This window comes from Anaerococcus octavius (assembly GCF_900445265.1).
Taxonomy (GTDB): Bacteria; Bacillota; Clostridia; order Tissierellales; family Peptoniphilaceae; genus Anaerococcus; species Anaerococcus octavius.
Map to the genome: position 1 here is coordinate 1,241,297 of NZ_UFTA01000002.1, position 25,185 is coordinate 1,266,481.

Annotated in this window: 20 protein-coding genes; 4 read left to right on the plus strand and 16 right to left on the minus strand. The window is 30.6% G+C overall.

Going from position 1 to position 25,185, the window contains the following annotated elements:
- The first annotated feature begins 44 nt into the window (after positions 1-44).
- The 4 genes from DY249_RS06140 to murJ are packed head-to-tail and all read left to right on the plus strand — an operon-like array spanning position 45 to position 4,375.
- On the plus strand, positions 45-1,631 hold the full coding sequence (locus DY249_RS06140; protein WP_115595980.1) for an ABC transporter substrate-binding protein/permease: 1,587 nt from the start codon (positions 45-47) through the stop codon (positions 1,629-1,631).
- Positions 1,618-2,352, plus strand: a complete 735-nt coding sequence (locus DY249_RS06145; protein WP_115595538.1) for an amino acid ABC transporter ATP-binding protein — start codon at positions 1,618-1,620, stop codon at positions 2,350-2,352. Before DY249_RS06140 ends, DY249_RS06145 begins: the two co-directional genes overlap by 14 nt.
- 8 nt (positions 2,353-2,360) lie before the next feature.
- The gene (locus DY249_RS06150) at positions 2,361-2,873 is read left to right on the plus strand and encodes a hypothetical protein (protein ID WP_115595539.1); all 513 of its coding nucleotides are present in this window, start codon (positions 2,361-2,363) and stop codon (positions 2,871-2,873) included.
- Positions 2,870-4,375 (plus strand): murein biosynthesis integral membrane protein MurJ, encoded by a 1,506-nt coding sequence (murJ, locus tag DY249_RS06155; protein ID WP_115595540.1) that lies wholly within the window; start codon positions 2,870-2,872, stop codon positions 4,373-4,375. The genes DY249_RS06150 and murJ overlap by 4 nt, the downstream gene beginning before the upstream one ends.
- Positions 4,376-4,445: 70 nt before the next feature.
- Here murJ and DY249_RS06160 read toward each other — a convergent pair whose 3' ends face one another.
- The 16 genes from DY249_RS06160 to DY249_RS06230 all read right to left on the minus strand — a co-directional run bounded on the left by DY249_RS06160 (position 4,446) and on the right by DY249_RS06230 (position 24,814).
- Positions 4,446-5,567 (minus strand): transglutaminase domain-containing protein, encoded by a 1,122-nt coding sequence (locus DY249_RS06160; RefSeq protein ID WP_115595541.1) that lies wholly within the window; start codon positions 5,565-5,567, stop codon positions 4,446-4,448.
- Between the two features lie 115 nt (positions 5,568-5,682).
- A complete protein-coding gene (locus tag DY249_RS06165) occupies positions 5,683-6,390 on the minus strand; it encodes a hypothetical protein (protein WP_115595542.1) in 708 nt (235 codons plus the stop codon).
- Positions 6,391-6,415: 25 nt separating this feature from the next.
- A complete protein-coding gene (locus tag DY249_RS06170; protein WP_115595543.1) occupies positions 6,416-7,465 on the minus strand; it encodes an FIVAR domain-containing protein in 1,050 nt (349 codons plus the stop codon).
- Between the two features lie 97 nt (positions 7,466-7,562).
- Positions 7,563-8,063, minus strand: coding sequence for a midas domain-containing protein (locus tag DY249_RS06175; protein WP_115595544.1), 501 nt, complete (start codon positions 8,061-8,063; stop codon positions 7,563-7,565).
- Positions 8,050-11,067 (minus strand): FIVAR domain-containing protein, encoded by a 3,018-nt coding sequence (locus tag DY249_RS06180; protein WP_115595545.1) that lies wholly within the window; start codon positions 11,065-11,067, stop codon positions 8,050-8,052. Before DY249_RS06180 ends, DY249_RS06175 begins: the two co-directional genes overlap by 14 nt.
- Positions 11,068-11,261: 194 nt before the next feature.
- Positions 11,262-12,035 carry a hypothetical protein gene (locus DY249_RS06185; RefSeq protein ID WP_115595546.1) on the minus strand — a complete coding sequence of 258 codons (774 nt, stop codon included), beginning with the start codon at positions 12,033-12,035 and terminating at the stop codon, positions 11,262-11,264.
- A complete protein-coding gene (srtB, locus tag DY249_RS06190; protein ID WP_115595547.1) occupies positions 12,035-12,790 on the minus strand; it encodes a class B sortase in 756 nt (251 codons plus the stop codon). Before srtB ends, DY249_RS06185 begins: the two co-directional genes overlap by 1 nt.
- Positions 12,791-12,854: 64 nt before the next feature.
- Entirely contained in the window at positions 12,855-13,364 is a 510-nt protein-coding gene (locus tag DY249_RS09510; protein WP_425450983.1) for a DUF7601 domain-containing protein, read from the minus strand.
- Positions 13,328-13,906 (minus strand): Spy0128 family protein, encoded by a 579-nt coding sequence (locus DY249_RS06195; protein ID WP_115595548.1) that lies wholly within the window; start codon positions 13,904-13,906, stop codon positions 13,328-13,330. Before DY249_RS06195 ends, DY249_RS09510 begins: the two co-directional genes overlap by 37 nt.
- A 24-nt stretch (positions 13,907-13,930) precedes the next feature.
- Complete coding sequence (lepB, locus tag DY249_RS06200) at positions 13,931-14,536, minus strand: signal peptidase I (protein WP_115595549.1); 606 nt, start codon at positions 14,534-14,536, stop codon at positions 13,931-13,933.
- Complete coding sequence (locus tag DY249_RS06205) at positions 14,529-14,744, minus strand: hypothetical protein (RefSeq protein WP_101539413.1); 216 nt, start codon at positions 14,742-14,744, stop codon at positions 14,529-14,531. The genes lepB and DY249_RS06205 overlap by 8 nt, the downstream gene beginning before the upstream one ends.
- Complete coding sequence (locus tag DY249_RS06210) at positions 14,737-19,368, minus strand: InlB B-repeat-containing protein (protein WP_172540065.1); 4,632 nt, start codon at positions 19,366-19,368, stop codon at positions 14,737-14,739. The genes DY249_RS06205 and DY249_RS06210 overlap by 8 nt, the downstream gene beginning before the upstream one ends.
- 268 nt (positions 19,369-19,636) lie before the next feature.
- Positions 19,637-20,536 carry a class C sortase gene (locus DY249_RS06215; RefSeq protein ID WP_101539415.1) on the minus strand — a complete coding sequence of 300 codons (900 nt, stop codon included), beginning with the start codon at positions 20,534-20,536 and terminating at the stop codon, positions 19,637-19,639.
- Positions 20,505-21,386: a class C sortase gene (locus DY249_RS06220; protein WP_101539416.1), complete on the minus strand. Its 882-nt coding sequence runs from the start codon at positions 21,384-21,386 to the stop codon at positions 20,505-20,507. The genes DY249_RS06215 and DY249_RS06220 overlap by 32 nt, the downstream gene beginning before the upstream one ends.
- The gene (locus tag DY249_RS06225) at positions 21,379-22,458 is read right to left on the minus strand and encodes a class C sortase (protein ID WP_115595551.1); all 1,080 of its coding nucleotides are present in this window, start codon (positions 22,456-22,458) and stop codon (positions 21,379-21,381) included. The genes DY249_RS06220 and DY249_RS06225 overlap by 8 nt, the downstream gene beginning before the upstream one ends.
- Before the next feature lie 124 nt (positions 22,459-22,582).
- Positions 22,583-24,814 (minus strand): MSCRAMM family protein, encoded by a 2,232-nt coding sequence (locus DY249_RS06230; protein ID WP_147291903.1) that lies wholly within the window; start codon positions 24,812-24,814, stop codon positions 22,583-22,585.
- Between the last annotated feature and the right edge of the window lie 371 nt (positions 24,815-25,185).

Genomic DNA, 25,185 nt, shown 5'->3' on the forward strand with positions numbered 1-25,185 from the left:
CACGTGTATTTTTTTGGAATTTTTTAACCCAAGGAAGGAATATTATGGAAAAAGTAAGAAAAATTTTATTAAGTTTAGCTTTAGTTTTTTTGACATTTATAAATACTAGCTTTGCTAGTAACGAAAAGCCCACTTTAAAAGTAGGCATGGAGGTAAACTATGCTCCATTTAACTTTTCTGAAGTAGACGATAAAAATGGAGGTCTAGAAGTTGCAAATTCTCCAGGAGAATTTGCAAATGGATATGATGTAACAATCGCTAAAAAACTTGCTGATGAACTTGGCATGGATATAGAAATTTATAAAATTGATTGGGATGGACTGATTCCAGCCCTTACATCTGGAAAAATTGATGCAATCGTTGCTGGTATGAGTCCTACAGATGAACGCTTAAAGCAAATTGATTTTACAGATAGCTATTACAACGCATCTATAGGTGTGGTAACCCGTAAGGATTCTCCTTATACAAATGCAACAAATATTCATGACTACAAAGATGCAAAAATTACAGGTCAACTTGGCACCTTTCATTATGATTTAATTGATCAAATGGATGGTGTAAAAAAGCAACAGGCCCTAGACTCATTTCCAACTATGATTGCTGCAACAAAAGCTGGCAATATTGATGGCTATGTTTCTGATAAATCTGGTGCAATGATAGCTATTTATGCAAATACAGATTTATCTTATAGAGATTTTAATCCTGAAGAAGGATTTGATATCGATCCTATGCTTACAAGTATAGCCGTAGGTATAAAAAAAGGATCTCCTCTAAAAAATGATATAAATAATGTTTTGAAAAATATTTCTCAAGATGAACAAGACGATATTATGGACCATATGATAAAAATCGCAAGCTTTGGAGAAGATCAAAGCAAGGAGAATTTAACATTTTCCCAAGAAATGCAATCTATTTGGAATAGATATTCCTCCCTATTTTTAAAAGGAATTGTAAATACTCTATTCATAGCAATAGTTTCTACTCTATTAGGATTTTTAATTGGATTACTTGTTGCAGTTATTAGAAAAACAGAAGTCAATAAAGAAAAAAATCCTGTAGGCTACGCCATCTATAAAATAGTTAACTTTATCTTAGGAGCCTATGTAGAAATATTCCGTGGTACGCCAATGATGGTTCAATCTGTAATTATTTTTTATGGACTAAAACAATATTTTGGTGTAGACCTTTCAACAATGTTTGCAGCTATTTTAATAGTATCAGTAAATACTGGTGCATATTTATCAGAAGTTGTTCGTGGTGGAATAAATTCAATAAATAAAGGACAATTTGAAGCCTGCAAGGCTTTAGGTATGACACATTGGCAAACTATGAAGAGTGTAGTTGTACCACAAGCAGTAAAAACAATTATCCCATCACTTGGAAACGAATTTGTAATTAATATAAAAGATACATCTGTTCTTAATGTAATCTCTGTAACAGAATTATTCTTTATGAGTAAATCAGTTGCTGGATCTACCTACCAATATTTCCCAACATATTTAATTACAGCCCTAATTTACTTTATCCTAACCTTTGCGATTACTAGAATATTATTAGTAGTTGAAAAAAGAATGAGTGGCAAAGAATATATACTAGAATCAAGTACAGGAGTAAAAAATGTCAATAATTGAAGTTAATAACCTAGAAAAAAGTTTTGGTGATCTCAAAGTTCTAAAAGATATTAATTTTAAAGTAGAAAAAAATGAAGTTGTTTCTATAATTGGTTCATCTGGTTCTGGAAAATCAACCCTTTTAAGGTGTCTAAACCTACTCGAAACACCAACTAGCGGTGAAATCTTATACGAAGGAAAAAATATTTTAGAAAATAACTTTGATGAAAGACATTATAGATCTCAAGTAGGAATGGTTTTTCAAAACTTCAACCTTTTTGAAAATAAAAATGTTCTTGAAAATTGTACCTTAGGTCAAGAAATAGTTCTTGGCAAAAATAAAAAAGAAGCAGAAGAGCTAGCAATGAGCTTTTTATCAGATGTAGGAATGCAAAGATTTATACATGCAAAGCCAGCTCAATTATCAGGCGGACAAAAACAAAGAGTTGCTATAGCACGTGCCTTGTGTATGAATCCAAAAGTTTTACTTTTCGATGAGCCTACTAGTGCCCTAGATCCAGAAATGGTTGGAGAAGTTTTAGAAGTAATGACAAAACTTGCAAAAACAGGAATTACTATGATAGTTGTAACACACGAAATGGACTTTGCCCGTGAAGTTTCTACTAGAGTTTTATTTATGGATAAAGGTATAATCCTAGAGGACGGATCTCCAAAAGATATTTTTGAAAATCCTAACCATAATAGAACAAGAGAATTCTTATCAAGATTCTTAAATAACTAGGAGTACTTATGAATGAATTATTAGAAATATATTCATCAAATGAAGATTCATTTGCAGTAGGTTATGTTATCTACCAAAGCAAAGATAGATTATTTACTCATTTAGTAGATGATCAAGGAAAATTCGATGGTTATCTTTTATTTGATAAATCAACTATACATGGTATAGAAAAAAATACCGAATATCTTAAAAAAATAGAAACTTATATGGATTTTTGGGGCAATATTTCAATTGGAGATAGTGATAATGAAATATATGCATCAAAACCAGATTTTATAGATCTTATAAGATATGCCAAAAGCCACAATAAGATAATTAGCATAGCAACAAGCTTTAATTACTATGATCTAACTACAGGTTATGTGAAAGATTTTAATGACAAATATGTCATAATTGATGCTATAGATAGCGCTAATGCTAAAGTTTTTGACCAATTTGAAATACCAATAAATGAACTAATAACCTTAGAAATAGAGTCCATTGACAATTTTCTATTAGGTTATGCTAATAAAAAATCATGAACAATACACTAATACTTATAATATTAAATTTAGTAGGAAAAATCTTCTCATTTGTGCGTGAGATGATTTTTTCTTTCTATTACGGAACAGGTCCAATAACCGATGCCTTTAATACATCTACAACTGCGGCTACCCTTATTTTTTCAGTAATTACTTACGCTTTAAGTAAAACTTATATACCGACCTATAATGAAATATTAAAAAAATCCGGCAAAAAATCTGCAGATCAATTTACAAATAACTTGCTAAATTTTTCTTTATTTCTAACATCGGCAATAATGATATTAGCTTTTACCTTTGCTCCGGCAATTGTAAAACTTTTTGCAGCAGGATATAGCGGCGAAAAATTAAAAATAGCGACTAGCTTTATGAGGGCTATAATTTTAACCATATATCCAAATATATATGCAGCTATTTTTTCAGCTTACTTGCAAATTAAAGGTAATTTCTTAACACCTGCCCTACCACTTATTATATTAAATATAATTTTGGCTATTACAGTTGCCATTTCAAAGGGTAATGTAAAAGTTATGACTATAGGGATATTTTTAGCATATTTCATTCAGTTTATAATTTTTCCTAGAGCTATCAGAAAAACTGGGTTCAAAAGAGGAAAAATAAAATTTTCTTTTGATGATAATGTCAAAAAAATAATAATCTTATCCTTACCAACAACTTTTTCGATGGCAGCTGTGTATATATCAACTATAGTTGACCAATCATTTGCATCCTTAGTTGCACCAGATGGTGGGGTTTCGATTATAAATTATGCCTTAAAAATACTTAGAATTGTAAGCTCAACATTTATAGTGCCATTTCAAGTTACAGCCTACCCAATCATCGGTAAACTAGTAGCAGATAATGACACACAGGCAATGAAAGATCTAACAAGTAAAACATTAGTAAAAATAATGATTTTATTTATACCATCTATTATCGGAATGATGGTTTTATCAGAGCCTATTATTTCTTTTGTATATTATAGAGGAGAATTTAATTACAATGATATGATAATGACAAGTAAGGTTTTATTTACCTATACCTTATATTTAATAGGTCCTGCCATAGTGGACTTACTATATCTATCATTTTTCTCCCACCAAAATACAAAAGTACCTACAATTATTTCCTTTGTACAATTAGGAATAAATGTTTTTCTTGATTACACCTTATCAATGAAATATGGACTAGTAGGTCTTGCAATGGCTACTACCTTTAGCCAACTATCAGCTGTAATAATAACTTTCATAATGTATAAAAAAACTTTTGGATCTTTAGAAAATAAATATATATTAAAAAATATAGGAAAAATTCTAATAGCAGGAACTGCTCTAGGAATCTTTGCTAAATACTTTTATAATATCCACCCATCAAATCTATGGCTTTTGGTAACAATTGCTTTTGCTGGTGTAATTTATATAGGAACAGTCTATCTATTAAAAGTTGATGAATTTGATGATATTAAAAACGCTATAATAAAAAAAAGAAAAAATAAAAATTAGATTATATAATATGAAATAACCCCTCAATTCGAAATGCAGATTGAGGGGTCTATTTTATAAAAAGTCTTTTTTATCTTACCACCCTATAAGTATCTCCAACTTTTTGAATAGTGGTATCAGTTAATCCAGTATTTAATGTAGAAAAACTTTGTGGTCTATCTTGATTGTTATCTATAGTTCTTGATTTTTGGATTTCTCCATCACTTTTTAAGAAGAAATCATAAATAATAAAGTCTTCTAAGTTTTCAACATATCCATCATTAAAGGTAATGGTTGGATCATCCCAAGTAGTATCTATGTTATACCAATTTCCATCCACTTTTACCATATTCCAAATATGAGGCTCTCCATTTTTTTTAGAATATCCTGTTGCATATCTTACATCTAAACCTGATTTTCTTGCTAATTTATCAAAAAGTGTTGCATAGGCATTGCACACTCCACCATTTCCATAAAGGATACTTGCTGGATGGTAAATAGAATATCCACCGCTGATATCTTTGATATCTCCTCTATTATATTGGTTTTTAGTTACAATAAAATCATGGATTTTTTGAGTCTTTTCAAGGTCACTATCATAATCATTTATATTTTGCCTTACCCATTCGTTTGCAAAATTTTCTACCTGATCATCAACTACTGGATCTTCTCTATAAGTTACTGTAAAAGTAGCAGAGTCAATATACACCTTATCACCCTTAGTCTTTTTGGAATTGTACTTAGTTTTTACATTTGCCTTGCCATACATACTATAAAAAAAGTACCAATCTTCTTTGACTGTTTGTAAAAACCAGGACTGGATTTCTTGGTTGCTTGTATAAGAATTTATATTTATAGTAAATTGAGTATTTTTTTTATCTAAATTTTCTCTGATAATATTTTTAACTCTTATATTCAAATTATCAGCAACAGCTTGGCTAGCTTTTAACTTATTTATCCTTCTAATTAAATCTTCGCTATTTTTAATCAGCTCTTCTAATCTTTTTTTCTTATCGCCACTAATAATATTTGGCAAATTGTCAATCAAATATCTTGCAGCTTTTATTTGTCTTTCTAAATTTGTTGTATCTAACCTATCTAATTGTGACTGATCAATGGCAGCGTAGGCTGTATTAGCTGGTGCACTTATATTTATTATAGGATTTATAGCTAAAACCATAGCCATAGTTAGTCCAAATATTTTCTTTTTCAACTCTAAAACCCTCTCTAATAGTTTATTTACTTATATATAATATACATTTATTAAGGGTTTTTTAAAGTAAAATAGTGCAAAAAAACCCCTACAAGGTCTACTTGTAGGGGTAAATTTATAAGCTTTTTAACATTTGATTAGCACGAGCTATCAGTGTTTCAGATTTTACCATTAATGCATTTAATTGCTTTTCAAATTTCTTTGAAGAATTTGGCATTAAGGTTTTTAATTGCTTAGCTGCTGCTATAGTTGTTTGATTTCTTTTTATAGCTTCATTTAATTGCTTTTTTTTGTTTTCTTTTTGTGCTTGTTGATTTACTTGTTTTGAAATATTTTGCTTAGCTGTATTTACCATGGTCATAGCATTTCTTAGATCTTCATAGCTAGCAGAATCTTTTCTTGCAAGTACTGCTTTTGCATTTTTAATAGCCGCTTCATAATCTGCTTTTAGCTCTTGGCTAGCATAATTATAATAAGCATTTGAATTTACAACATTTACTTCATCATCCACTGCAAGTTGCAATTGTTTAATTTGATCTTCGATTTTTGGATCACGATTTAATGTTTGAGAATTTCGGGCTGTATTTTGAGCATTATAGTTTTGATTTTCTATAATGTTTTCTTCTACATATTCATTTTCTTCTTGCTTAGGATCTGCTTGGTCTGATGAAACTTCTTGTTTGCTTTCAATTTCATTATCTTGATTTTCTATTAAATTTTCTTCAGCATCTAGAGCATCAGCATAAGAATTTTGTCCACTCAATCCAAAGACAGCAATGTTTAAAAGTAAAGCAACCTTCAGCATATTTTTTTTAAATTTCATATTACCTCCTGAAATATAGATTATATTAACCTCTTATTCCTTTTAGTTGGTTTAAAACTTTAGTGGACTTATTTATAATATCATCTGATTTTTTAATTAAATTATTTAACTTATTCATATTTTTAGAAGCTATATTTGGTGTAACTTTTTTTAGAAGTTTTGCAGCTTCTTTTGTAGTTTTATTTTCCTTTATAGCTTTTTCTAATCTCTTAATTTGCTCTTGACGGCTTTTATCTGTACTATTTTGTTTTTTCTCTAAACTATTTTTAGCAGATTTTATTAAATCTGTTGCTGATTTTATTTGATCTAGGCTAGAATTTGGATTTTCTAATGTGGATTTTGCTAAAATAACTGCATTATTATAAGAATTGTAGGATTTTTCTGTATAGAGTGCTTTATCAGCTTTTATAGAATCTACTTTAGCTATTTCATCTTTTAAGCTATTGATAGCTTTTGTTCTTTCTTCATTAGATAAAATAGCATTTTTCGCATCTTTAATAGCTTTTACTGTTTCTTCATTTTCTAGATTGGTTAGATTTTGTTGTCCCTCATTAAGAACCTTATAAGAATTTTTAAGAGCATTATTGTAATCATCTCTTAATTGCTTAGGAGCATTTTTATAAGCATCTGTAGCTTGGAACTGAGATTGTTCATTAATAAGCCCAAAAAGTTCTGATTTATCAACTTCTCTACCATTTAAATTTGATTTGGCTATATTTTTTGCTTTAATTACTCTATAAATAGTATTTGTATGAAGATCATAACCTCCATCAGTACTAGGTGTGAAGTCCTTATATTGTTTATAAGTTTCTTCAAGTCCTAAAAGAGCATTGTTAAAAGCTATTTGATTATCTATATCAGCATTTTTATATTGGTAGCTGTTCATATAAGCATAGGAATCTTCAATTTCATAGTTTAATTGCTCTACCGCTTCTTTATACTTTTGTTCTTTGGTTTTTACACTTTGATTAGCTTCAGTATCTGTGCTAGCAGCATATACATTTTTATTATTAGGCACTAGTAAAAGTGTTCCAAGTGCTAATGCTGCACTAGTTTTTAATATTTTTTTGTTCATATATAACTCCTTTATTTTAAGAATTATTCTTTGTTGTATTATACCCCAATAAAGCATTTTTAAAATCGTAATAAAAAAGACCCCTAGGGGTCTTTTATCATTCTGCTTTTAATTCTTCAAGAGCTGTTTGAGCTTTTTCTAGGAGCATATTTGAATTATCTAATAATTCATTTAATTCATCTGAATGTTGATTTGCAGTTTCTGGTGATAGTTCAAATAATAATTCTACTGCACGAGCACTTGATCTATTGTCAAAGATAGATTGCTCTAAAGCTTCGATTTTTTCATCTTTTGAAAGATTTGCTGTATCTTTTGTTTCACTTTCTTGTGAATTTTCGTCAGAATCTGTAGCTTCATCTTCTACTTCATCTGTATTTTTTTCACTATCTTCAGCTGCTGTTTCTTTTTCGTCAGCTTGATTGTCTTTATCATCTTTATTCTCTGCTGTATCTTCAGTTTTATTAGTACCTTTATCTTTATTTTCTTCTACAACTGGTTCATTTTTATCTTTTGAATCTTCATTTTCGACCATATTGTTGCAGCCTGTTAGTGCTACTGATAATAATAATGCTGATGCTAGTGTTTTATTTAATTTCATTGTCATTTCTCCTTTGTGTATTTTCATTTTCATCTTTTTTCTTGCTTTTGCCTGTTAGAGCATATGCTCCAAGTGCTACTACAAGAACTACCGCCACACCTACAATTGATTTTATACCCGTTCTTACTATTGATCCTGGAGTTATTGTAGCAGGAACTTCTTTTGTTGTAGTAACTGGGGTTGTTGTAGTTGTTGTACCTGGCACTGATTTAGTAGTTGTACTTGTACTGCCTTGAACAGGCGTTTGTGAACCTGTAACTGCAGTTGCTTCTTTATATGCTTTTTCTACTGCTAACAAATCATCCATTGTTGCATTTTCATTGTCTAAAGCTTTTATTTTTTCTTCTAGATCTGATCTTTTTGTCTTATCTGTTATTTTGGATTTATTTTTTGCAAAATTATCTTGTAATTCTTTTAATCTCGCTTTGAATTTATCTCCATCTAATGCATGGGCAGCAGCAATTAATTTATCGGATGCTGCTTTTAGATCTTTCTCTTTAACATCATCTTTATTAATTAATTCACTTGCCTGTAAAAGAGCTTTATCGTATGCATCCCTTAAAGATTTTTGAGCTTTTTTGTATTTTTCGCTTGCCTTTAGAGTTTGATCATTAGCAATCACTTTTTCAATTATTTGTTTAGGATTTACCGTTTCTTTTCCATCTTTTGAAGTATCTTTAGATTCTTTGCCAGATCTTATTAAATCTGCAATAGCTTTTATTTCGCTTTGATCTAGAGCGTTTTCTAAAGCAGTTCTAGCTATTTCTTTTTCAGTATCATTTCCACTTGCTAGAGCATTATTTGCAGCAGCTATGGCATTATCTAGGCTTTCTCTTTGTGTATCTCCAACATCCTTATAATCTTCATGTTCTTTAACTTTTTTAGCTAAAGCTAGTAAATCTTCTAAAGATTCTTTTTCGAACCCTTTAAGAGCCGCTTCCAAATAGCTTATCGCTTCTTCTATTTCTTTATTTGTTTCAGCTTTCTTCGCTTTTTCCAAAGCCTTATTTAAATCATCTCTTTTTTGTTGAGCTGCTTTATTAAAGTCTGGACGTTTTGATACTTTTTCTGCATCATCTATCAATTTATTAAGCTTATATTTTAAATCAAGCTCTTCTGATGTCATTTTTCCCTGTATAGTTTTCTTGACATCATTAATTCTTTCTACGTATTTTTCAGCTAATTTTTGATCTTGATTAATAGTATCTATATTTTTTGAAACTTCTTCTATCAAATCATTATAAGTTTTTATAAGTGCCTTGTCTGCATCTTTTTGACTATTGTTTTTAATATAGTATCCCAAAGATTCCCTAAAGCTAGGTGCTTCATCAATCAATTCTTTTAAGGTAGATGGATATTTTATATCATCAATATATTTCATATCTGCTAGCGCATTTACTATTTTATTTATACTTTCATTTATTTTTTCAGCAGCAATATCTTTACCATCAGCAATATCTTTCAAAATTAAACTTGCATCAGAAATTGCCTTATCATAAGCTTCTTTTTTACTAGAATCAGCATCCTTGTAAGCAGAACTAACTTCTACGATTTTTTTATTTCTTACTAAACTATCTAAAAATGTTTTGCCTTGTTCAAAATCATTATTGTTTGTATCTAATTTTGAAGCTGCTAATTTACTTTTAGCATCATTAATTTTTTTTAATTGTTCATCAAATTGTGCATTAGTTGAATTTGCATTTTTTAAAAGGTCACTTGCCTTTGTAATTGCATCATCATATTCTTTTTTATTTTCAGCACTAGCTGATTTGTAAGGATTTTCTTTTTTATAAGACTTGGCATCATCTACTAGTTTTTGCAAGTTTTCTTTTGCTGATTTTTGATTTTGTTCGTCATCAAGTGTTTTTGTTTTTACTGGAGCTAGAGTAAGTTTTGCTAATTTTAAATTATTTAATGCTTTTTGTAATTCATCAGCTGTTGCATTTTCTTTTTTTGCAATAGTATTAGCATTAGCTTTTGCATTATTATAAGATAGTTTAGCTACTTCTCCTGCATTGCCATAGCCTTCCGGATTGCTTGCAGTTGCCTCTTGAATTTGTTTTTTTAATCTACTTACTTGAGTATCTTCTGAATTAACAGTTACTAATGCATCATTATAAGCTTTGTTCAAATTATTATAAGCTTGTTTTAACTGATCCGTTGTAGATTTAAAATTATTATGAATATCTATAGCTTGATTTGATGCATTAGTTAGATTATTTTTTTCTTTTGAATTTAATTTTTTATAAGTATCTTTTTCAGAAAATTCTTTTACAGAATTTATTAATGATCCTAAATTTTTATAAGATTTACCATAGCTTGTATTTTCAGATGGTATAATCTTATCAAATTCATCATTTGTCAATGCAAGATTATCTAAATCTAAATTATATTTTGAAATTAGATCATTTATATTTTGAGCAAGAGTGTTATTTGTAGATTTAATTTCTTCTCCACTCTTGTTTACATTTTTTTCATATACTTTTGCATTATCAATTGCATTTTTAAGCTTATCTTTTTCATCTTTTGATATATTGCTATTATTTTCTATGCTTTTAGATAATTTTTCTGCAAGGGCAATTGTTGAGCTAAGACCTTCACGTTGTTTGTATGTATTAAATGAACTTGCTCCTAATTTTTCTTTAGCTGATATAATATTATCTATTAATTGTTGTAGATCAGATTCAGCTTTTGGATTTTTACCGGCTTCTATGGCTTTATTATAATCATCTTTCTCAAATGATGATGCTTTATTGTAACGCTCTGATTCTTTTACTGATGATGCATCATCAATTAATTCTTTTAATTCATTTGACTTTGCAGACTGTTTTTCATCTTTTTTTGTTTCATCTTCGGTATTTATATTTTTTTCTTCATTTTGTTTTTGATTATTTTGCTCACTTGCATATGCAACAGAACTAATCGCATTATTTCCTAAGGGTGCTAGGGTACCTATAGAAAGCGCTAGAGCAATTGTTCCTATATATAGTTTTTTGCTTTTCATTTCTAGCTCCTACTTTTCTTTAAATTTAAGTCTATTACTTAATTATAGCTAAATAAATTATACAATATTTAGCAAATGATGTCAAAATTGTGATCATCAAAAATACTGTGTCAAGCTTCAAATTTCAATGTTTTACAAAAATGAGTTTATATTAGTATAAAATAAAAAGCTTAAAGGAAATCTCCTCTAAGCTCTTAGCTATGGTATGGTTTTTTTCTTTTATTTACTTCTAATTTATAAAGTAAGTATGCTGATAATATTAATATTACTAACCAAATTCCAAGACTTTCTATACCTGTTTTAACTCGGTCGTTTGATTGCCTATTACTATTATTTTTATTTGCCAAATATATACAAGATTTACCCTTATTATCTTTAATATTCTTTTCTGGATCTAAAGTACTATCTTTATTCCCATCCTCTTTTTTAGGAGGATTTTTAGAATCATCAGGACCTACAATCTCACCATTATCTTTATGTTTGTAAGGATCATCATTTATAAATTTTATTTCTGCTTTTTTATTAGTATTATTATCATTTTCCTTATAATCCGATTCATTATAGACATACACAGAACTTGTAAGACCATTTGTTCCATTTTGTACGAAAAATACTAATCTGTATTTTGTTTTGTCATAAATTACAGTTTTGCCTTTTTCTGTAAAATCTTCATTGTTTTGATAAATAAGATACTCATATTTGCCAGCTTTATTAAAGTTTGGCTCCGTAATTTCTATTTTATAATTACCTGTAGAATTAAATGAGCTATTACTAAAACTTGGTGCATCATTTAATGCTTTTATCACGACATTTGACTGATGAGGACTGTTTTCCCATTTTTGACCTTCATAAGTCCATTCGACAGATATGGGTATGCTTATTTTTTCATCTGCTTTTGATACAAGGAGTGGAAATATAACTACCATCATTATTAATATTAAATTTTTAAATCTATTTGATGATTTCATTATTTGTCTCCATTCATCGGTCTAATCACAGCTAAGATAACAGTCCTCCCGTTGGTAGTTGCTTTTTCACAAGTAGATAAAGCTATTATTCTATCATTGCCAATATCTATATCTCTTTGATGAATCATTTTTTGCCTAGCTTGTTCGATTAAGTAATTTCTACCATCCATAGTTTTTATAGAACTTGGATTAAAAATCACTGGATCATAAGCATCAATTTTGCTGACCATAAATATCTCTATTTTGAAAGTCTGATCTGGCAAAAATAATGTGCCAGTCTTATGCTTATCAAAATATTTTTGGTCTTCAAATAGTACTACATCCCCAAACATACCTCCTCTTTCCATATGATGACCATATAAAAGAGAATAAGGATCGGTAAAGTCTCTGTTATTCCTATAGTCAAGAAATATAGACCCACTTAAGGCAAACTTCTTGTATACATCCTTGTTTATATATTCCATATTGTCCTCACCTTGGACAATTGGATGATCAATATTTGTATCATCAATTGTTATCCAAGCTATAACATCTTCATTTATCTTCATCAGATCCCACAAGGTTGGGTTTGTTCCATCTTCTGATATCTGTGGTTTATATTTTAAGAGGTCATCGCCCGCAAATCCCCCACGAAATAGCATATAAGAATTCCAAAGGGAGTAGCCTGCAAAAAGTATAACGAGTATCAAAAAAATCGCGACTATGCGGTCAAGAATTTTCTCGCCAATGCGTGATATATTAGCTAATACTTGCAATAAATCTACCTCCCTTAAAATTTAATATGTAAACCCACCCACAAAAGGGGTGATAGTATTTATGTTATGCTAATTCCTCTTCTTTTTTGTTGTTTTTAAAGTAGATAAAGAATATTACACCTGCTGCTGCGATTGCAAGAACGAATGGTGCTACATTTTCAATAAGACCTGTTGGGATATCACCTTTTCTTGTATTTGTCCAAGTAATCTCCCCGTCATCTGCAACTGTAAATGTAACACTAGTACCTTCTTTTTTAACATCTGCATTTTCTAATTTTCCATCATTATAAGTTACATTAGCTTTATAACCTTGTTTGTCTTGAGTATCTTTTTCAGTAATTGTAATTTTATCTCCACTAGCTAATCCAGTAATTTCAAATGATCCATCATTTCCAATTTGACCTGCTGATACTGCATTTTCGCCTGACTTAATTGGTGTAGTACCATTTAATCTTACGGATGTATTTTTCTTTCCTTCAGCTTGAGCTAAAGCAATTGTAAATTCAAATGTATCAGATAGATCAGCTTGGTTACCATCTATTTTTTTGTTACTTTCAATGATTTTTGAGATAATTCATTAGTAAATTTAAGTGGTGCTTTTTCTCCCTTTAAAGAAACAATATAGTAAGCAATTTTTCTTCCTGTACCGTTATCACTTGTAACAAATACGTCTACATCATATACTTTATCATCATCTTTCATACCTGAAATACCAGAAGCTTTTTCACTAACTTGATATCTATAAACACCAGGTTGTGCTTTATCTACCGCTTCTTGATTTACTGTAAGTTTTTCACTACCAGTTGTTTCTCCATCTTCTAACTCTATATTTCCATCACCTATACCAATTAGTGGATCTGTACTTGTACGAGATTGGTAGCCAGAATAAGCTGGTGCATCTGCTGCTTTTATTTCATATTCAAATGTACCACCACCGAAATATCCACCTGTTACTTCTTTTTCAATAGATGGTGCTTCTGTTAGCGCATTAGAACTACCATCTGTATTTATTGGACCTGTTTGTGCTGCAAATGCATTACCAACAAATGCACCAAATGATAATGTTGCTGCTAGTGCAATGCCTGTTACTTTTTTAAAAATGTTATTTAAATTCATTTACTTTTCTCCTATTTTATATTATTAAAAATTACTTCTTCTATAAAGGGCAAATACTTTTCCCTTTATTTCATTCTTCTCTACCGCTCCAAAATATCTACTATCTTTGGCGCCCTTTCTCATATCACCCAGAGCAAAAACCTCATTGTCTTTTAGCTTCATTGGAAATTTTACCTGTGTACTAGTTTCTTCATACTGACCTGTCGGATAAAATATCTGATCTTCTGCTTGATATGAGTCATTTACTATCAACTGTCCTTCTTTGGAGATGTCAACTTCATCCCCACCACTCGCTACTATTCGTAGCGCGTAGTTTGCATCATTTTTGCCTACCACTACTACATCGCCAACATAGAAATCTCTATCCAGCCTGTAGTACATCAACAAGTCACTTGGTACCATTTTGGGAAACATATCGTCATTATAGACTACAAAAAATCCAAAAATGAAAGTGAACAACAACCATAATACTAAGATGATTAGTAATAGTTTTTTAACAAAACTTCTAATTGCATTTTTATTTGAAACATCGACTCGCTTTTGCCTAATGATTTTATTTATTTCAGTAAAATCCATTTTATTTTGCAAGCTTTTACTATCCGCTTGAGTAATTTTTACTTTCTTACTCATTGCTATTCTCTCTTAACTGTCTTAGTTCTTTGTCCTTTTCATCAATCAAGGCTTCATATTTTACTTGTTGGATTTTAAAAGCTTTAGCATATAAATCTGAAAGCTTTTGGATTTTAGACAGAGCATCGCTTTCAGATATTCCTCCAAAAGTCTGCTTTTTAAATTTCAAATCCTTTAAAAACTCTTCTATATTTTCTATATCATTCATCAAGTCCCCCTTTTAGCAAAGATTTTTTATATAATCTAAAGGCAAATCCCATGATAGCAAGAGCTAGCATAAGAACCATAGGGGTAATATTATCTATAATGCCTGTTGGCACTGGGAGTGGTTCTGTTTCAAATATTACTTTAATATCACCATTTACTGAGTCTACATCAAGACTATCTTTATCATACTCAGAACCATTATAAATATACTTTACTCTCTGGCCAGCTAATGATTGTATTCTAAGACTATTTGTCCCATAAGGTATAGAAATATCTTTTTGAGAATTATTAGGAATAGTGATTTCTTCTTTGTGTTCTACTCCTTCTAACTTATAAGTGATTTCATAGTTAATGCTATTATCTTTGGTAGTTAAGTCCTGAGAAGTTTTATTTATGATAGTTAGAACATTAGATATTTTCTCCCAATTTCCATATAGTACATTTGGTAAGTTCTCATCTGTTACCATTATGCTTGCTCCTCCATCATACACTTTTCCACCATTTTCTTTAGTAGACCAACCTGTAAATTTATACCCTGCTACACCTTCTGGAATAGGCAATTTTACCGTTTCATTATCTTTTAATTTCAATTTTTGAGAAGACTGATCATTAGTATTTGGTTTCCTATCAAATAGTTCTAATGTAGTATATTCATATTCACCCCATTGGGCTACAAATGTAATATCTCTATCAACTGATATAGTAGTTCCTGGTCTATGAAGACCAGCATTTTCATTTCCTTTTATCAACCATCCTTGGAAATGCTTGCCATCTGGTTTAGTAATACCCTTGTTATACTTGCCATCAACATATGGGGCTAATACAACTGCATCGGCATTATTCAAATAACGGTTTGGGTCTACGAATTCCCCATTACCTTGACCACCTTCATAGGTTATGGTGTGTACTGTCTGAAGAGGCCTATAATTTTGACTACCTTCTTCACGATAATTCCAAACAGGATAAAGGAACAAGTCTTCTTTAATAGGTTCTCTAAAATCGTAAGGCTCATATTGTCCACCATGAAAGGCATACCAAACAACCTTATATTTATTTGGATCATAGTTTAGTCCTACTGGTTTATTAGCTGTAAGACGTTCATCATCTTTACTTAAATAACTATTTTTATCTATCGAATACTCATCATAAATATCTTTATTGGTTGTTTCACCAGGGGTAGTCATTTGATGGTAAATCCTCAATCTATATTTGTTAGATTCCCATTTGCCATAAAAGGTCATCTCTCCAGCCGGCATAGTATATTTTGTAAAATCTATTGGGTTACCTGTAAAGTCTGGGTTATCGTACCATCCCTTAAATAAGGATCCTTTTTTATCTCTAGTTTGATTAACAATAAGATTCTTAGGTACATATTTATTGATATTTTCTTGATAAGCTACGCTGTTAGTTTGTGTTTTATAGTCTACATTATTAGCAACAAAGTTTAAATCATAGTTATTTCTTGTGTAATATACTATTAACTCATAAGTTTTCTCACCATTAACATAAACTTCCTTAGCTCTTCCTATGTCCCTATTTCTATCATACATAAATTTATCATCTATATGTGAATAGGTATAGCCTGGGAGAGTGGCTCCTCCAGTATAGTTAACCTGATCAGGATGAATAGCATTAAATACTTCATCTTTTATAAATCCTATAGATCCATCAGGCTTTATTTCTCTAAATTTTAGAGTCCATAAAACATTTCCCAAATCTTGCTTATAGAATATTTCAAAGTCTCTATTTGGCATTTGAGGAGGAGATGTAAGCTCTTTTCCGTTTGGATCATCTTGTCTACCAATCCAAGGTCTATTATATCTTTGTCTCATAGTCTCAGTTGCAATATTCCAGTACTTAGAGGTATTCTCTCCATATTTTACATTATCAAAAGTTTCAAGTGGATAGTTTCTACCACCTCCACCAGCATCTTTTAGCCTATAAAAAGTCAATTTATGACGAGGTCTAGCATAATAGACATTAATTTCGGTAATCCCATTTCCTTCTTCATCCGCATGGATAACTTTTGTATCATCTGTAGGATCACTTAGACCATAGTATTCAGGATCTTTAAATTGTTGTTGTGATTTTAAGTCTTTCGCTATATCATCATTTGAAGGGTTTTTAAAATAATCACCGTCTTGAGTACTTTCTCCAACCATTACGCCACTTATAGTCTCAGATTTGTAGAGAGAATATCCTTGATCATCAGGATTTTCTATATAATGATTAACTTTATAAGTAGTTTGGATTGGTTCCCAAATTGCATACAAAGTTTTTGTTTTTGTAATGACATGGTCATTAATTGGATATTCAGGTCCGTCTGGGGTCAAAGACCAATATTTAAATTTGTACCCTGCTCTATAAGGACCATCTATTTTACTCATATCAGCCTTGTCACCTTCAACAACGAATTGCTTTGGAACGTGAGTTCCTCCTTGAGTATCGAAAGTTAATGTATGACCCTTTTTATATACAGCAAAAAGATCTAATCTAGTTAATTGCTCTTCCCCTGACAACTTGCTTTGTTTAGCAATAAGATCTCTTGTTATAGGGGTGTTTTCTATATCAAATGGCTCCCCGTCTGGTGTTATTGACCAGTGTGAAAATCCATTTTCTAATGCAGTACTTAAATTTTGGTTTTTTTCAGTTTGTATAATAGGTACATTGGGACGTCCTATTGGTTCATTCATATTTTGAGTACGTGTTTTAAAAATGTTATCAACATACCAGCGCTCACCAGCACTATTGACATAATAGCCATCTTTTAAAGTATATCCTGCTGGCACTTGCATATTTCCAATATTATCTGGAGTGATAAATTTTCTATCAATAAAGTCTATATGAGCCGTTTCAATAAATTTTGGAGTAACATCTATAGTTTTTGACTTAACAGATGTATCAAAGTTTATTGGCTTGAAAAATTCAATTTCATCCGATCCATCTTGTTGTTTATTAATAGGAAACCATCCTGCATATCTACCTCTGTCACTGAAGATAGGAACTTGTGGTTTATCTAAGGATTGACCATTTCTAATAGTTTGCTTATCCCACAACTGTTGTTTCTTCCCATTTTCATCTAATATCCAAAATTCATATGTTCTAGTTGCTGGTGCATTTGGATCTGTAACTGCATAGATAGAAAAGCTTTCTGCACTAAACATAACAGTATCCATTGTCTTGTTATCAATAGCTACTTTCTCCTCTGGAGCCTGCTCGTTTTCTTTATGATAAACCTCTACATCTTTTGCCTTTTGTATCTTTTGATTTGTGATTTGAACTTTCACATCATTAGTTGATGCTACTTTATATTCATTATTATCTTTATCAAAGATAGTGATATCATAAGCTGCAAGTACTTCTTTGCCTTCAATTTTTATTTCTACTGGATAGGCTTTTACCCTCATATATCCTGGCAAATTGCCTGATAATTTTATACTAGTTTGATCATTAGACTTTTGACTATAGCTACTATCTGTATAGATTTCTGCTAAAACTTGTTGATACGTTAGATTTTCTTCTAAACTTTGATCAGTAATATTTGTTTGTAATTTGTTTTTAGATTGAGCATCGTCCTTATCTTCTGTTTTTTCTATATTTTTCGAATCATTTTTAGAAATACTAGGATTATTTTTTATTTGCTCTTTTGAACTATCATTTTCTTTACTTGCTACCAAAGATTCTAGTAAATCTTTTTTCCAATTTATTAAGTCAAGATTTTTATTTTCATTGCTAAAATTAGTTTTTCCTACAATTGGACTTGTTAGATTTTCTAATATATCTTCTGCTTGTGTACTTTCTTTTTTATCTATTAACTTTTCTTTATCTGACTTTGCATCTTTATCTGCTAATAAGGCAGATTTCTCATCTTTTTTAGCTTCTTTTTTTGATATATCTTCTTTCTTTTCTATTTCTTTAGCAAGCACAAATTCATCTGCCTTGCTTTCTAGCTTTATCAAATCTGAAGTTTTTATAAAGTCTTTACTTTCTTGAAAACTTGATTGATCATAGTTTCTTTCATAAAAAAAGATTTGATCTGCTTCTTTTAATTGGTCAGATTTTATTTCTATTTTATATTTATCACTAGACTTTTTATTGTAAATATTGTTATCTTTATCAAATATTTCATATCCAATGCTTATTAAACTTTCTTTTTGATTATCTATTGGCGGATTGGATATTTCATAGGCTTTGATACTTGCATTTTCTGGCATGAGACCTGTGATTTTGACATTTATATTTTTATTACTCAATCTAGTGTAGGAACGGTCTATATATAAGTTAGCAACTACAGATTTATTTATTATTTTTTCTTTTTCTTCAATTAAATCTGTTGTATCTGTTTGATCTGTTGAGTTTTCTATATCATTTGTATGAACTTGTGATTGTTCTTCATTAGTTTGCGACTCAGGTCTTTCTTTATCATCGATTTTTACTTCTCCTAAATCTGCTCTAGCATCTTCTTCTGATAATTGATCTTTTTTATCATTTTTATCTTCCATAATGCTTGTATTTGCTTCTGTCTCACTTGCACTGGCATAAGATTTACTTGCTACAAATGGTGCAATAGTTGAAGAAACCAGCATAGTAAAAGCCATTATAGCTGACATTAACTTATATTTCAAACTTAGCATTCCCCCTTTCTGATATATGATAATTTATATTAATTAATTTTTTTCTTTAATTATATACTATGTTTTTATTTTACACTAAAATCTACATATTTCAATCAAAATTCAAATTTCAGCAAAGTTTTTTTCTTTTTATAATATTGTAATTTCAACATTTATAAAGAAAATCATTTTCCTAAGATAATAAAATGTAAGCAATTTTTTTATTATTCTCTGAAATGTCCAAATTAAAAAAATCCCTCACAAAACGTAAGGGATTATCTTATTTAGCATAAGATATATTTACTTTTAATCTTTTTATAAATCTTATTAGAGTCATTACAAACAATACCAGTCCAAGTATTGCAAATACAAGGGTTGCTATTCTTGTAAGCTTAACCGTTTTATCTGTTTTGCCATCTGTATTTTCATTTTGACTAGCTGGCAAATCTTTGCCTGGTATGTCAAATTCTTCTGCTATAGCACTTTCATCTCTATAGCAATTTATAAGTAATCTGTTTGGTCTAGGTGGCATAAAAGGGCTACAAGTCATTAGGGTAATGATATCTTCATCTGCTCGTGGAGCTAGTTTGTCCCAATCATATGGTCCTATTACCTCTTTGTCATGGACAACATAGCGCATAGTTTCTTCAGCACGTTCTACATAGACATAGTCACCAGCTTGTAATTGATCAACATACAAAAACATAGTGTCTGTCCACCAGCCTCTGTGACCTGCAATAACTGATCTAGTACCTGCTCCGCCAATTGGTATTGATGTTCCATCTACTTGGGCAACTCCTTTTGATATATGATCTAGATTTGCATCCAAATATAAAGGTAAATGTTTATCTAATTTTGGAATGGATAGGTAGGCAAAAGGTGTATTAGTTTTTGTAAATTTTTCATATTTTGTTTCATAATCCTCAGCAGTGAAGGGATCTGAAACTGTTATATCCGAATTTTCTATTACTTGGTTATATTCTTTTGCATTTTCAGTTTCTTTAGCTATCTCATCAGCAGATCTTTGCTTTTGACTTTCTTCAAATTTTTTTCTAGAGGCTATAGCTGAGTAATCATTATAGCTTCTTCTAATAAGTGGGACAGTTATAAAAAGCAAACCAAAAAGTATTAGCAAATAACCTATGGTGCTACTTTTTGTAAGTCTTAATCGATTCTTCAATAGTCTTTACCTCCGTGCTGAGTGATGTTCTTCTTCTACGTTCTTTAATTACAATTATTATCAAAATAGCAATTACTGGCAATAATATAAGTAATAGTTGCATAAAGTCTGGAGCAAGCCTTTTACTATTTGCTACACCATCATCTATAGCTTCTTGGTAAGCAATCCTATGACCTCTTACTAAAAGTCTATGAGAGTTAATCATATATGGTGTACATGTCAAAAGTGTAGCATAATCGTGACCTTTTTCTACCATAATAGGATTAAAGTCTGATGGATCAACCACTTGAATTTTATCAACTTGGTATGCCAAGGTGCCCTCTATATTATGAATGTAAAAAACATCCCCTTCTACTAGTTGGTCTAGATTTCTAAATAGCTTTGCATTCGGCAAACCTCTATGTCCTGTAATAACTGTGTGAGTGTTATCTCCACCAATTGGAAGTGATGTACCTTCCAAGTGACCGCAGCCTTTTTCTAAAACTTCATCAGTAGTTCCAGCATAAATTGGCAAGTCTTGACCAATTCTTGGTATTTCCACATGGCCTAGCATCTCATTTACTTCCAGCATCCTTGCATATTCTGCTCGTCCTGCTTTTTCTTTTTCAGTAAAAGGATCGGCTAAACGTGATGGATCCAAAGTCTCATTGTAGGCACGAGCTAGATCCATACGCCTTTTTACTTCTTCTTTGTCAATATCTTCTGTTTGCTTTTTAAATTCTACTAGTTCACTACCAGATTCTATTTCATAATATTTTTGGCTAATAAGTGGATAGGCAAATATCAAAAGACCTACTAGAAAGATAAGAACAAAGGGAAGATTTTTCTTTAGCCTATCTTTTCTATTCATTTATCCCACCATTTGAATTATTTGGATCATCTGTATTTCGCATTTGCTCAAACATATCTGTTCCACTTTGATAAGATTGGTAGCTAGTATTAGCCGCACCATTCATAACAATATTTTTTAAATTTTCTTGTTCTTTGCGTACTTCTTCAAGTCGTTTGTAGTAGTCCTTGTTTTCTTTTCTTAATTTTATCAATCTAATAATAAGTACTAAAATCAAGAATAAGGCTACGAAAAATAATATTCTAAACATCCAATTCGCTCTATTCGTCCTAATTAATTCTTCATCTACTGCTGGTACATATGGTACTCTGTGTCCTCTTACTATCAGCCTGTGGGTGTTGATCATAATCGGTGTACAAGTTAATAGTGTAACATAATCATGACCAGGTACAACTTCCAAATCGGAGAAATTGGATGGTTCGATAACTTTTATTTGATCAACCTGATATGCCATCACGCCTTCTATGTTGTGAATATAAAATTTATCTCCAATTTCTAGTTCTGTTAAGTGGGTAAATAGTGTAGCTTCAGGTAAGCCAGTGTGGGCAGTCAAAACTGAATGAGTACTATTGCCCCCAACTGGCAAAGATGTACCTTCCAAATGTCCTACACCCTTTTGCAAAACATCCTCGCTAGTACCAGCATATATAGGTAAATCTTGGTCAATACGTGGTATCTCTACGTGACCAATCATTTCTTCTACTTCTAGCATACGAGCATATTCTTTACGACCTTCTTCTTGCTTTTTGCGAGTATAAGGATCATCTGCAATTTCTCCTGATAATGACTCGTTATAAGCATGAGCCAAATCCATACGTCTTTTAATCTCTTCAGTAGACAACTCTTCAGTACCAGATTTAAAAGTGTCTACCTGATTAGTAGAATCTACACGATAATAGATTTTATTTATTAGTGGATAGAGCATTATGGCTATACCCAATAAAAATACTAATCGCCAGGCCCACTTTGAAACCTTTGACTGAGGCTTCTTTTTCTTTTTGACTTTTTCATTTGGATTTGACTTATTATCTTTAGATTTTTCTTTAGTTTTATCTTCTTTCTTAAAAGCCATAGTGCCTCTCGTTTTTCATTTAAAAAAGGTGCTTTCCGTAAGCACCTTTCACGGTTTATTTTTTTATGAACGTTTTGTTCATACTCCGCTATTATTATTTAATTATTTTTATTAGTAAAGCTTCCTATTGCAAAGGAATATTTGTAAGTTGAGTTTTTTCTTCTTTTCTTACTATATGATTACCAAATAAAATCATTACCAAACCGATAACTACGAATATTATTATTCTAATATCACCTGTTTTAACAAGAGGTCCTTTTGATAAACCTGGTCTATCTTTTGGAACATAGTAAGTTCTTGGTGTATTTGTAGGTGGGACTGAGGTTCTTGTTGTAGTTGGTGGAGTAGTTGATCCTGGAGGAGTATTTCCTGGTGGAGTTACTACTGGTGGTTTTGCTTGATCTGGTTTATTTACAATCATAATAGCTTCTGCTGTTGCAGATTTTTCTGAAATTGTAAACTCAATTGGTTTTGTATCTAGGATATATCCTGATGGAGCAGCTGTTTCTCTTAGTAAATACTTTCCATAAGTCAAGTCTTCTACTTTAAATTCTCCATTAGATCCAGATTTTACTGTATATCTTTTGCCATCCATCTCATATGGGATTGCCTTGCCATTCTCATCTATTTTGTATAAGGCAAATGTGGCACCTGCTAACCTTTTTTTATCCTTTGAATCGTCTACCTTTACAAAATTATATGATCCCTTTTTAAATTTTGAATTCGGAGGAACTATTCCTGGTGGATTAATAGGTCTATTCTTTAAGGTGTAGCTAGTATTATTACGTCTTAATCTTTCTGTTTCTTTGCCATGATTTTCTGCTAGATCATAATCTTTGTGTGGTTCGTTTTCCCTAAAGAAATATTCTCCATCTGGTAAATTTTTAACAGAGATTTGACCATTACTGTCTGTATATAATTGATAAACTTGTTCTGATTGGGCTATGTTATCTTTGTATTCGTATGATCCATTGCTTCCAGCAACCACCACTTTTTCTTCAGTAATTTTTTTTGTATTGTTGCCATTATCAATTACTCTTACCTTGTAAAGTTCAAAACCGACTTTGTCTATAGGTTCATCTGTAAATGAATCCACCTTTGTAATTTTTAATTCTTGAGGTGTTGGGTTTTTGTAGTTTTCAATTTCCACAACATCATTATTTTTTACTGGATAATTGTTATCCTTATCTAAATAATAATCATCAATTGCTTTAGTCTCGATAAATACATACTCATTTGATGAAGAAGATAGAGCAGGCAAATCTTCTACAGTGATATTACCATTTTCATCAGTTTTGAAAACGTCAGTGTATTGTTCACCAACATCATAATTGCCTTTTTCATCTTTACCAACAGGTGTTAGTAAATCACCAGTTCTTAGATAAAGTCTAAATTCTACTCCGGCTAAATTTTTCTTAGTATCTTCATCTGTTTTATGTAAGGATACTTTAACCTTTTTACCTTTATCAGTTCCTTTCTTATTTATTTTATTTAATTCGTAGCCATCTTTTCTAGAATAGTCAAATTTTTCAGTATTTGGATTATCAATTACATAATCATCAATAGTCTCAATCTCTTTAAAGTAATAGTTGCCTTTAGGAAGATTATTTATAATTATATTACCTTCTTTGTCGGTAACTAGTTCAGCTTCTCCTGAGTTATTTTCATAAGAATATGTACCATCTTCAGCTTTTTTAAGCTTAACTTCCTTTTCTTGGCTACTGTCAATTAAATTAAATTTAACACCAGCTAATGCAATTTCCTTTTTTTCTTTTGATTCTTTACTTTCTTCTTTCTTATCATCTTTAGTTTCATCAACTAAAGCAAATTTGTGTAATTTTAATGGCTTATTAAGCTCTACTTTGACCTTGATTTCTTGTTCATCTATTATACCATCTTGGATATTTGTAGTTGAGCTAATTACCCTATATTCGTGTTTTTCTGAAGACTCATCTGTTTCTTTTAATAAGTAAGCTCCCGCTTTTAATCCTTTTAGCTCAATGAGATCGATATATTTGCCATTATCATCTTTTTCAACTTTTGAAGTTAAAACTTCTCCAACTTGGTCAAATTTATCTTTAATCTCATTTGTAGTCATAGCATCATATTTCTCACGAGCAGAAACAAGTTCATCCGTACTAAGATTCTTATCACTTATCTTATACACTTTCAACTCACGAGGCGAACTATTTTCATCCGCATCCTTACCATTTCTGGGGATTTTGATAGTTAGATGACTATTGCTAGTATCTTCATTTGCACTTTTAGCAAATGATACAGGCGAAAAAATTGCAGTTAGCACCATAAATAAGCTAAGCAATCCAGCCATCAAACTGTAACTTTTCTTCCTTAACATAATAAAACTCCTGTCATAAATATTTGTATAATAATTCTGTAAATTAAGTTAGACTTACTCAAATATATTATATCTTATTAATAGGAAATATACAATCCAAAAAGCCTATAATTTAGGCATTTTAGTATAAAGTTAACATATCTAAAAAGATTGTTAAAAATGTTTCTAAAATAATTCCACTTACAATATGAAATACTAATTATAAATATTTTTTTATTAACGATCAACATTTTTATTTGATTTGCGAATTCCACAATAATAACAATTATTTTTGCAAAATTTGGAATAGTACTTTATTTTATCGTTGTACAACGTAAAATTTACGTTGCACTTTCTAAGAGTTTAAATGCGATTAGATATTATATATCAAA

Coding starts and splice junctions, on each gene's coding strand:
- DY249_RS06140 (WP_115595980.1), top strand. CDS start 45: ATGGAAAAAGTAAGAAAAATTTTATTAAGTTTAGCTTTAGTTTTTTTG.
- DY249_RS06145 (WP_115595538.1), top strand. CDS start 1,618: ATGTCAATAATTGAAGTTAATAACCTAGAAAAAAGTTTTGGTGATCTC.
- DY249_RS06150 (WP_115595539.1), top strand. CDS start 2,361: ATGAATGAATTATTAGAAATATATTCATCAAATGAAGATTCATTTGCA.
- murJ (WP_115595540.1), top strand. CDS start 2,870: ATGAACAATACACTAATACTTATAATATTAAATTTAGTAGGAAAAATC.
- DY249_RS06165 (WP_115595542.1), bottom strand. CDS start 6,390: ATGAAATTTAAAAAAAATATGCTGAAGGTTGCTTTACTTTTAAACATT.
- DY249_RS06170 (WP_115595543.1), bottom strand. CDS start 7,465: ATGAACAAAAAAATATTAAAAACTAGTGCAGCATTAGCACTTGGAACA.
- DY249_RS06175 (WP_115595544.1), bottom strand. CDS start 8,063: ATGAAATTAAATAAAACACTAGCATCAGCATTATTATTATCAGTAGCA.
- DY249_RS06180 (WP_115595545.1), bottom strand. CDS start 11,067: ATGAAAAGCAAAAAACTATATATAGGAACAATTGCTCTAGCGCTTTCT.
- DY249_RS06185 (WP_115595546.1), bottom strand. CDS start 12,035: ATGAAATCATCAAATAGATTTAAAAATTTAATATTAATAATGATGGTA.
- DY249_RS06195 (WP_115595548.1), bottom strand. CDS start 13,906: ATGAATTTAAATAACATTTTTAAAAAAGTAACAGGCATTGCACTAGCA.
- lepB (WP_115595549.1), bottom strand. CDS start 14,536: ATGAGTAAGAAAGTAAAAATTACTCAAGCGGATAGTAAAAGCTTGCAA.
- DY249_RS06205 (WP_101539413.1), bottom strand. CDS start 14,744: ATGAATGATATAGAAAATATAGAAGAGTTTTTAAAGGATTTGAAATTT.
- DY249_RS06220 (WP_101539416.1), bottom strand. CDS start 21,386: ATGAATAGAAAAGATAGGCTAAAGAAAAATCTTCCCTTTGTTCTTATC.
- DY249_RS06225 (WP_115595551.1), bottom strand. CDS start 22,458: ATGGCTTTTAAGAAAGAAGATAAAACTAAAGAAAAATCTAAAGATAAT.
- DY249_RS06230 (WP_147291903.1), bottom strand. CDS start 24,814: ATGTTAAGGAAGAAAAGTTACAGTTTGATGGCTGGATTGCTTAGCTTA.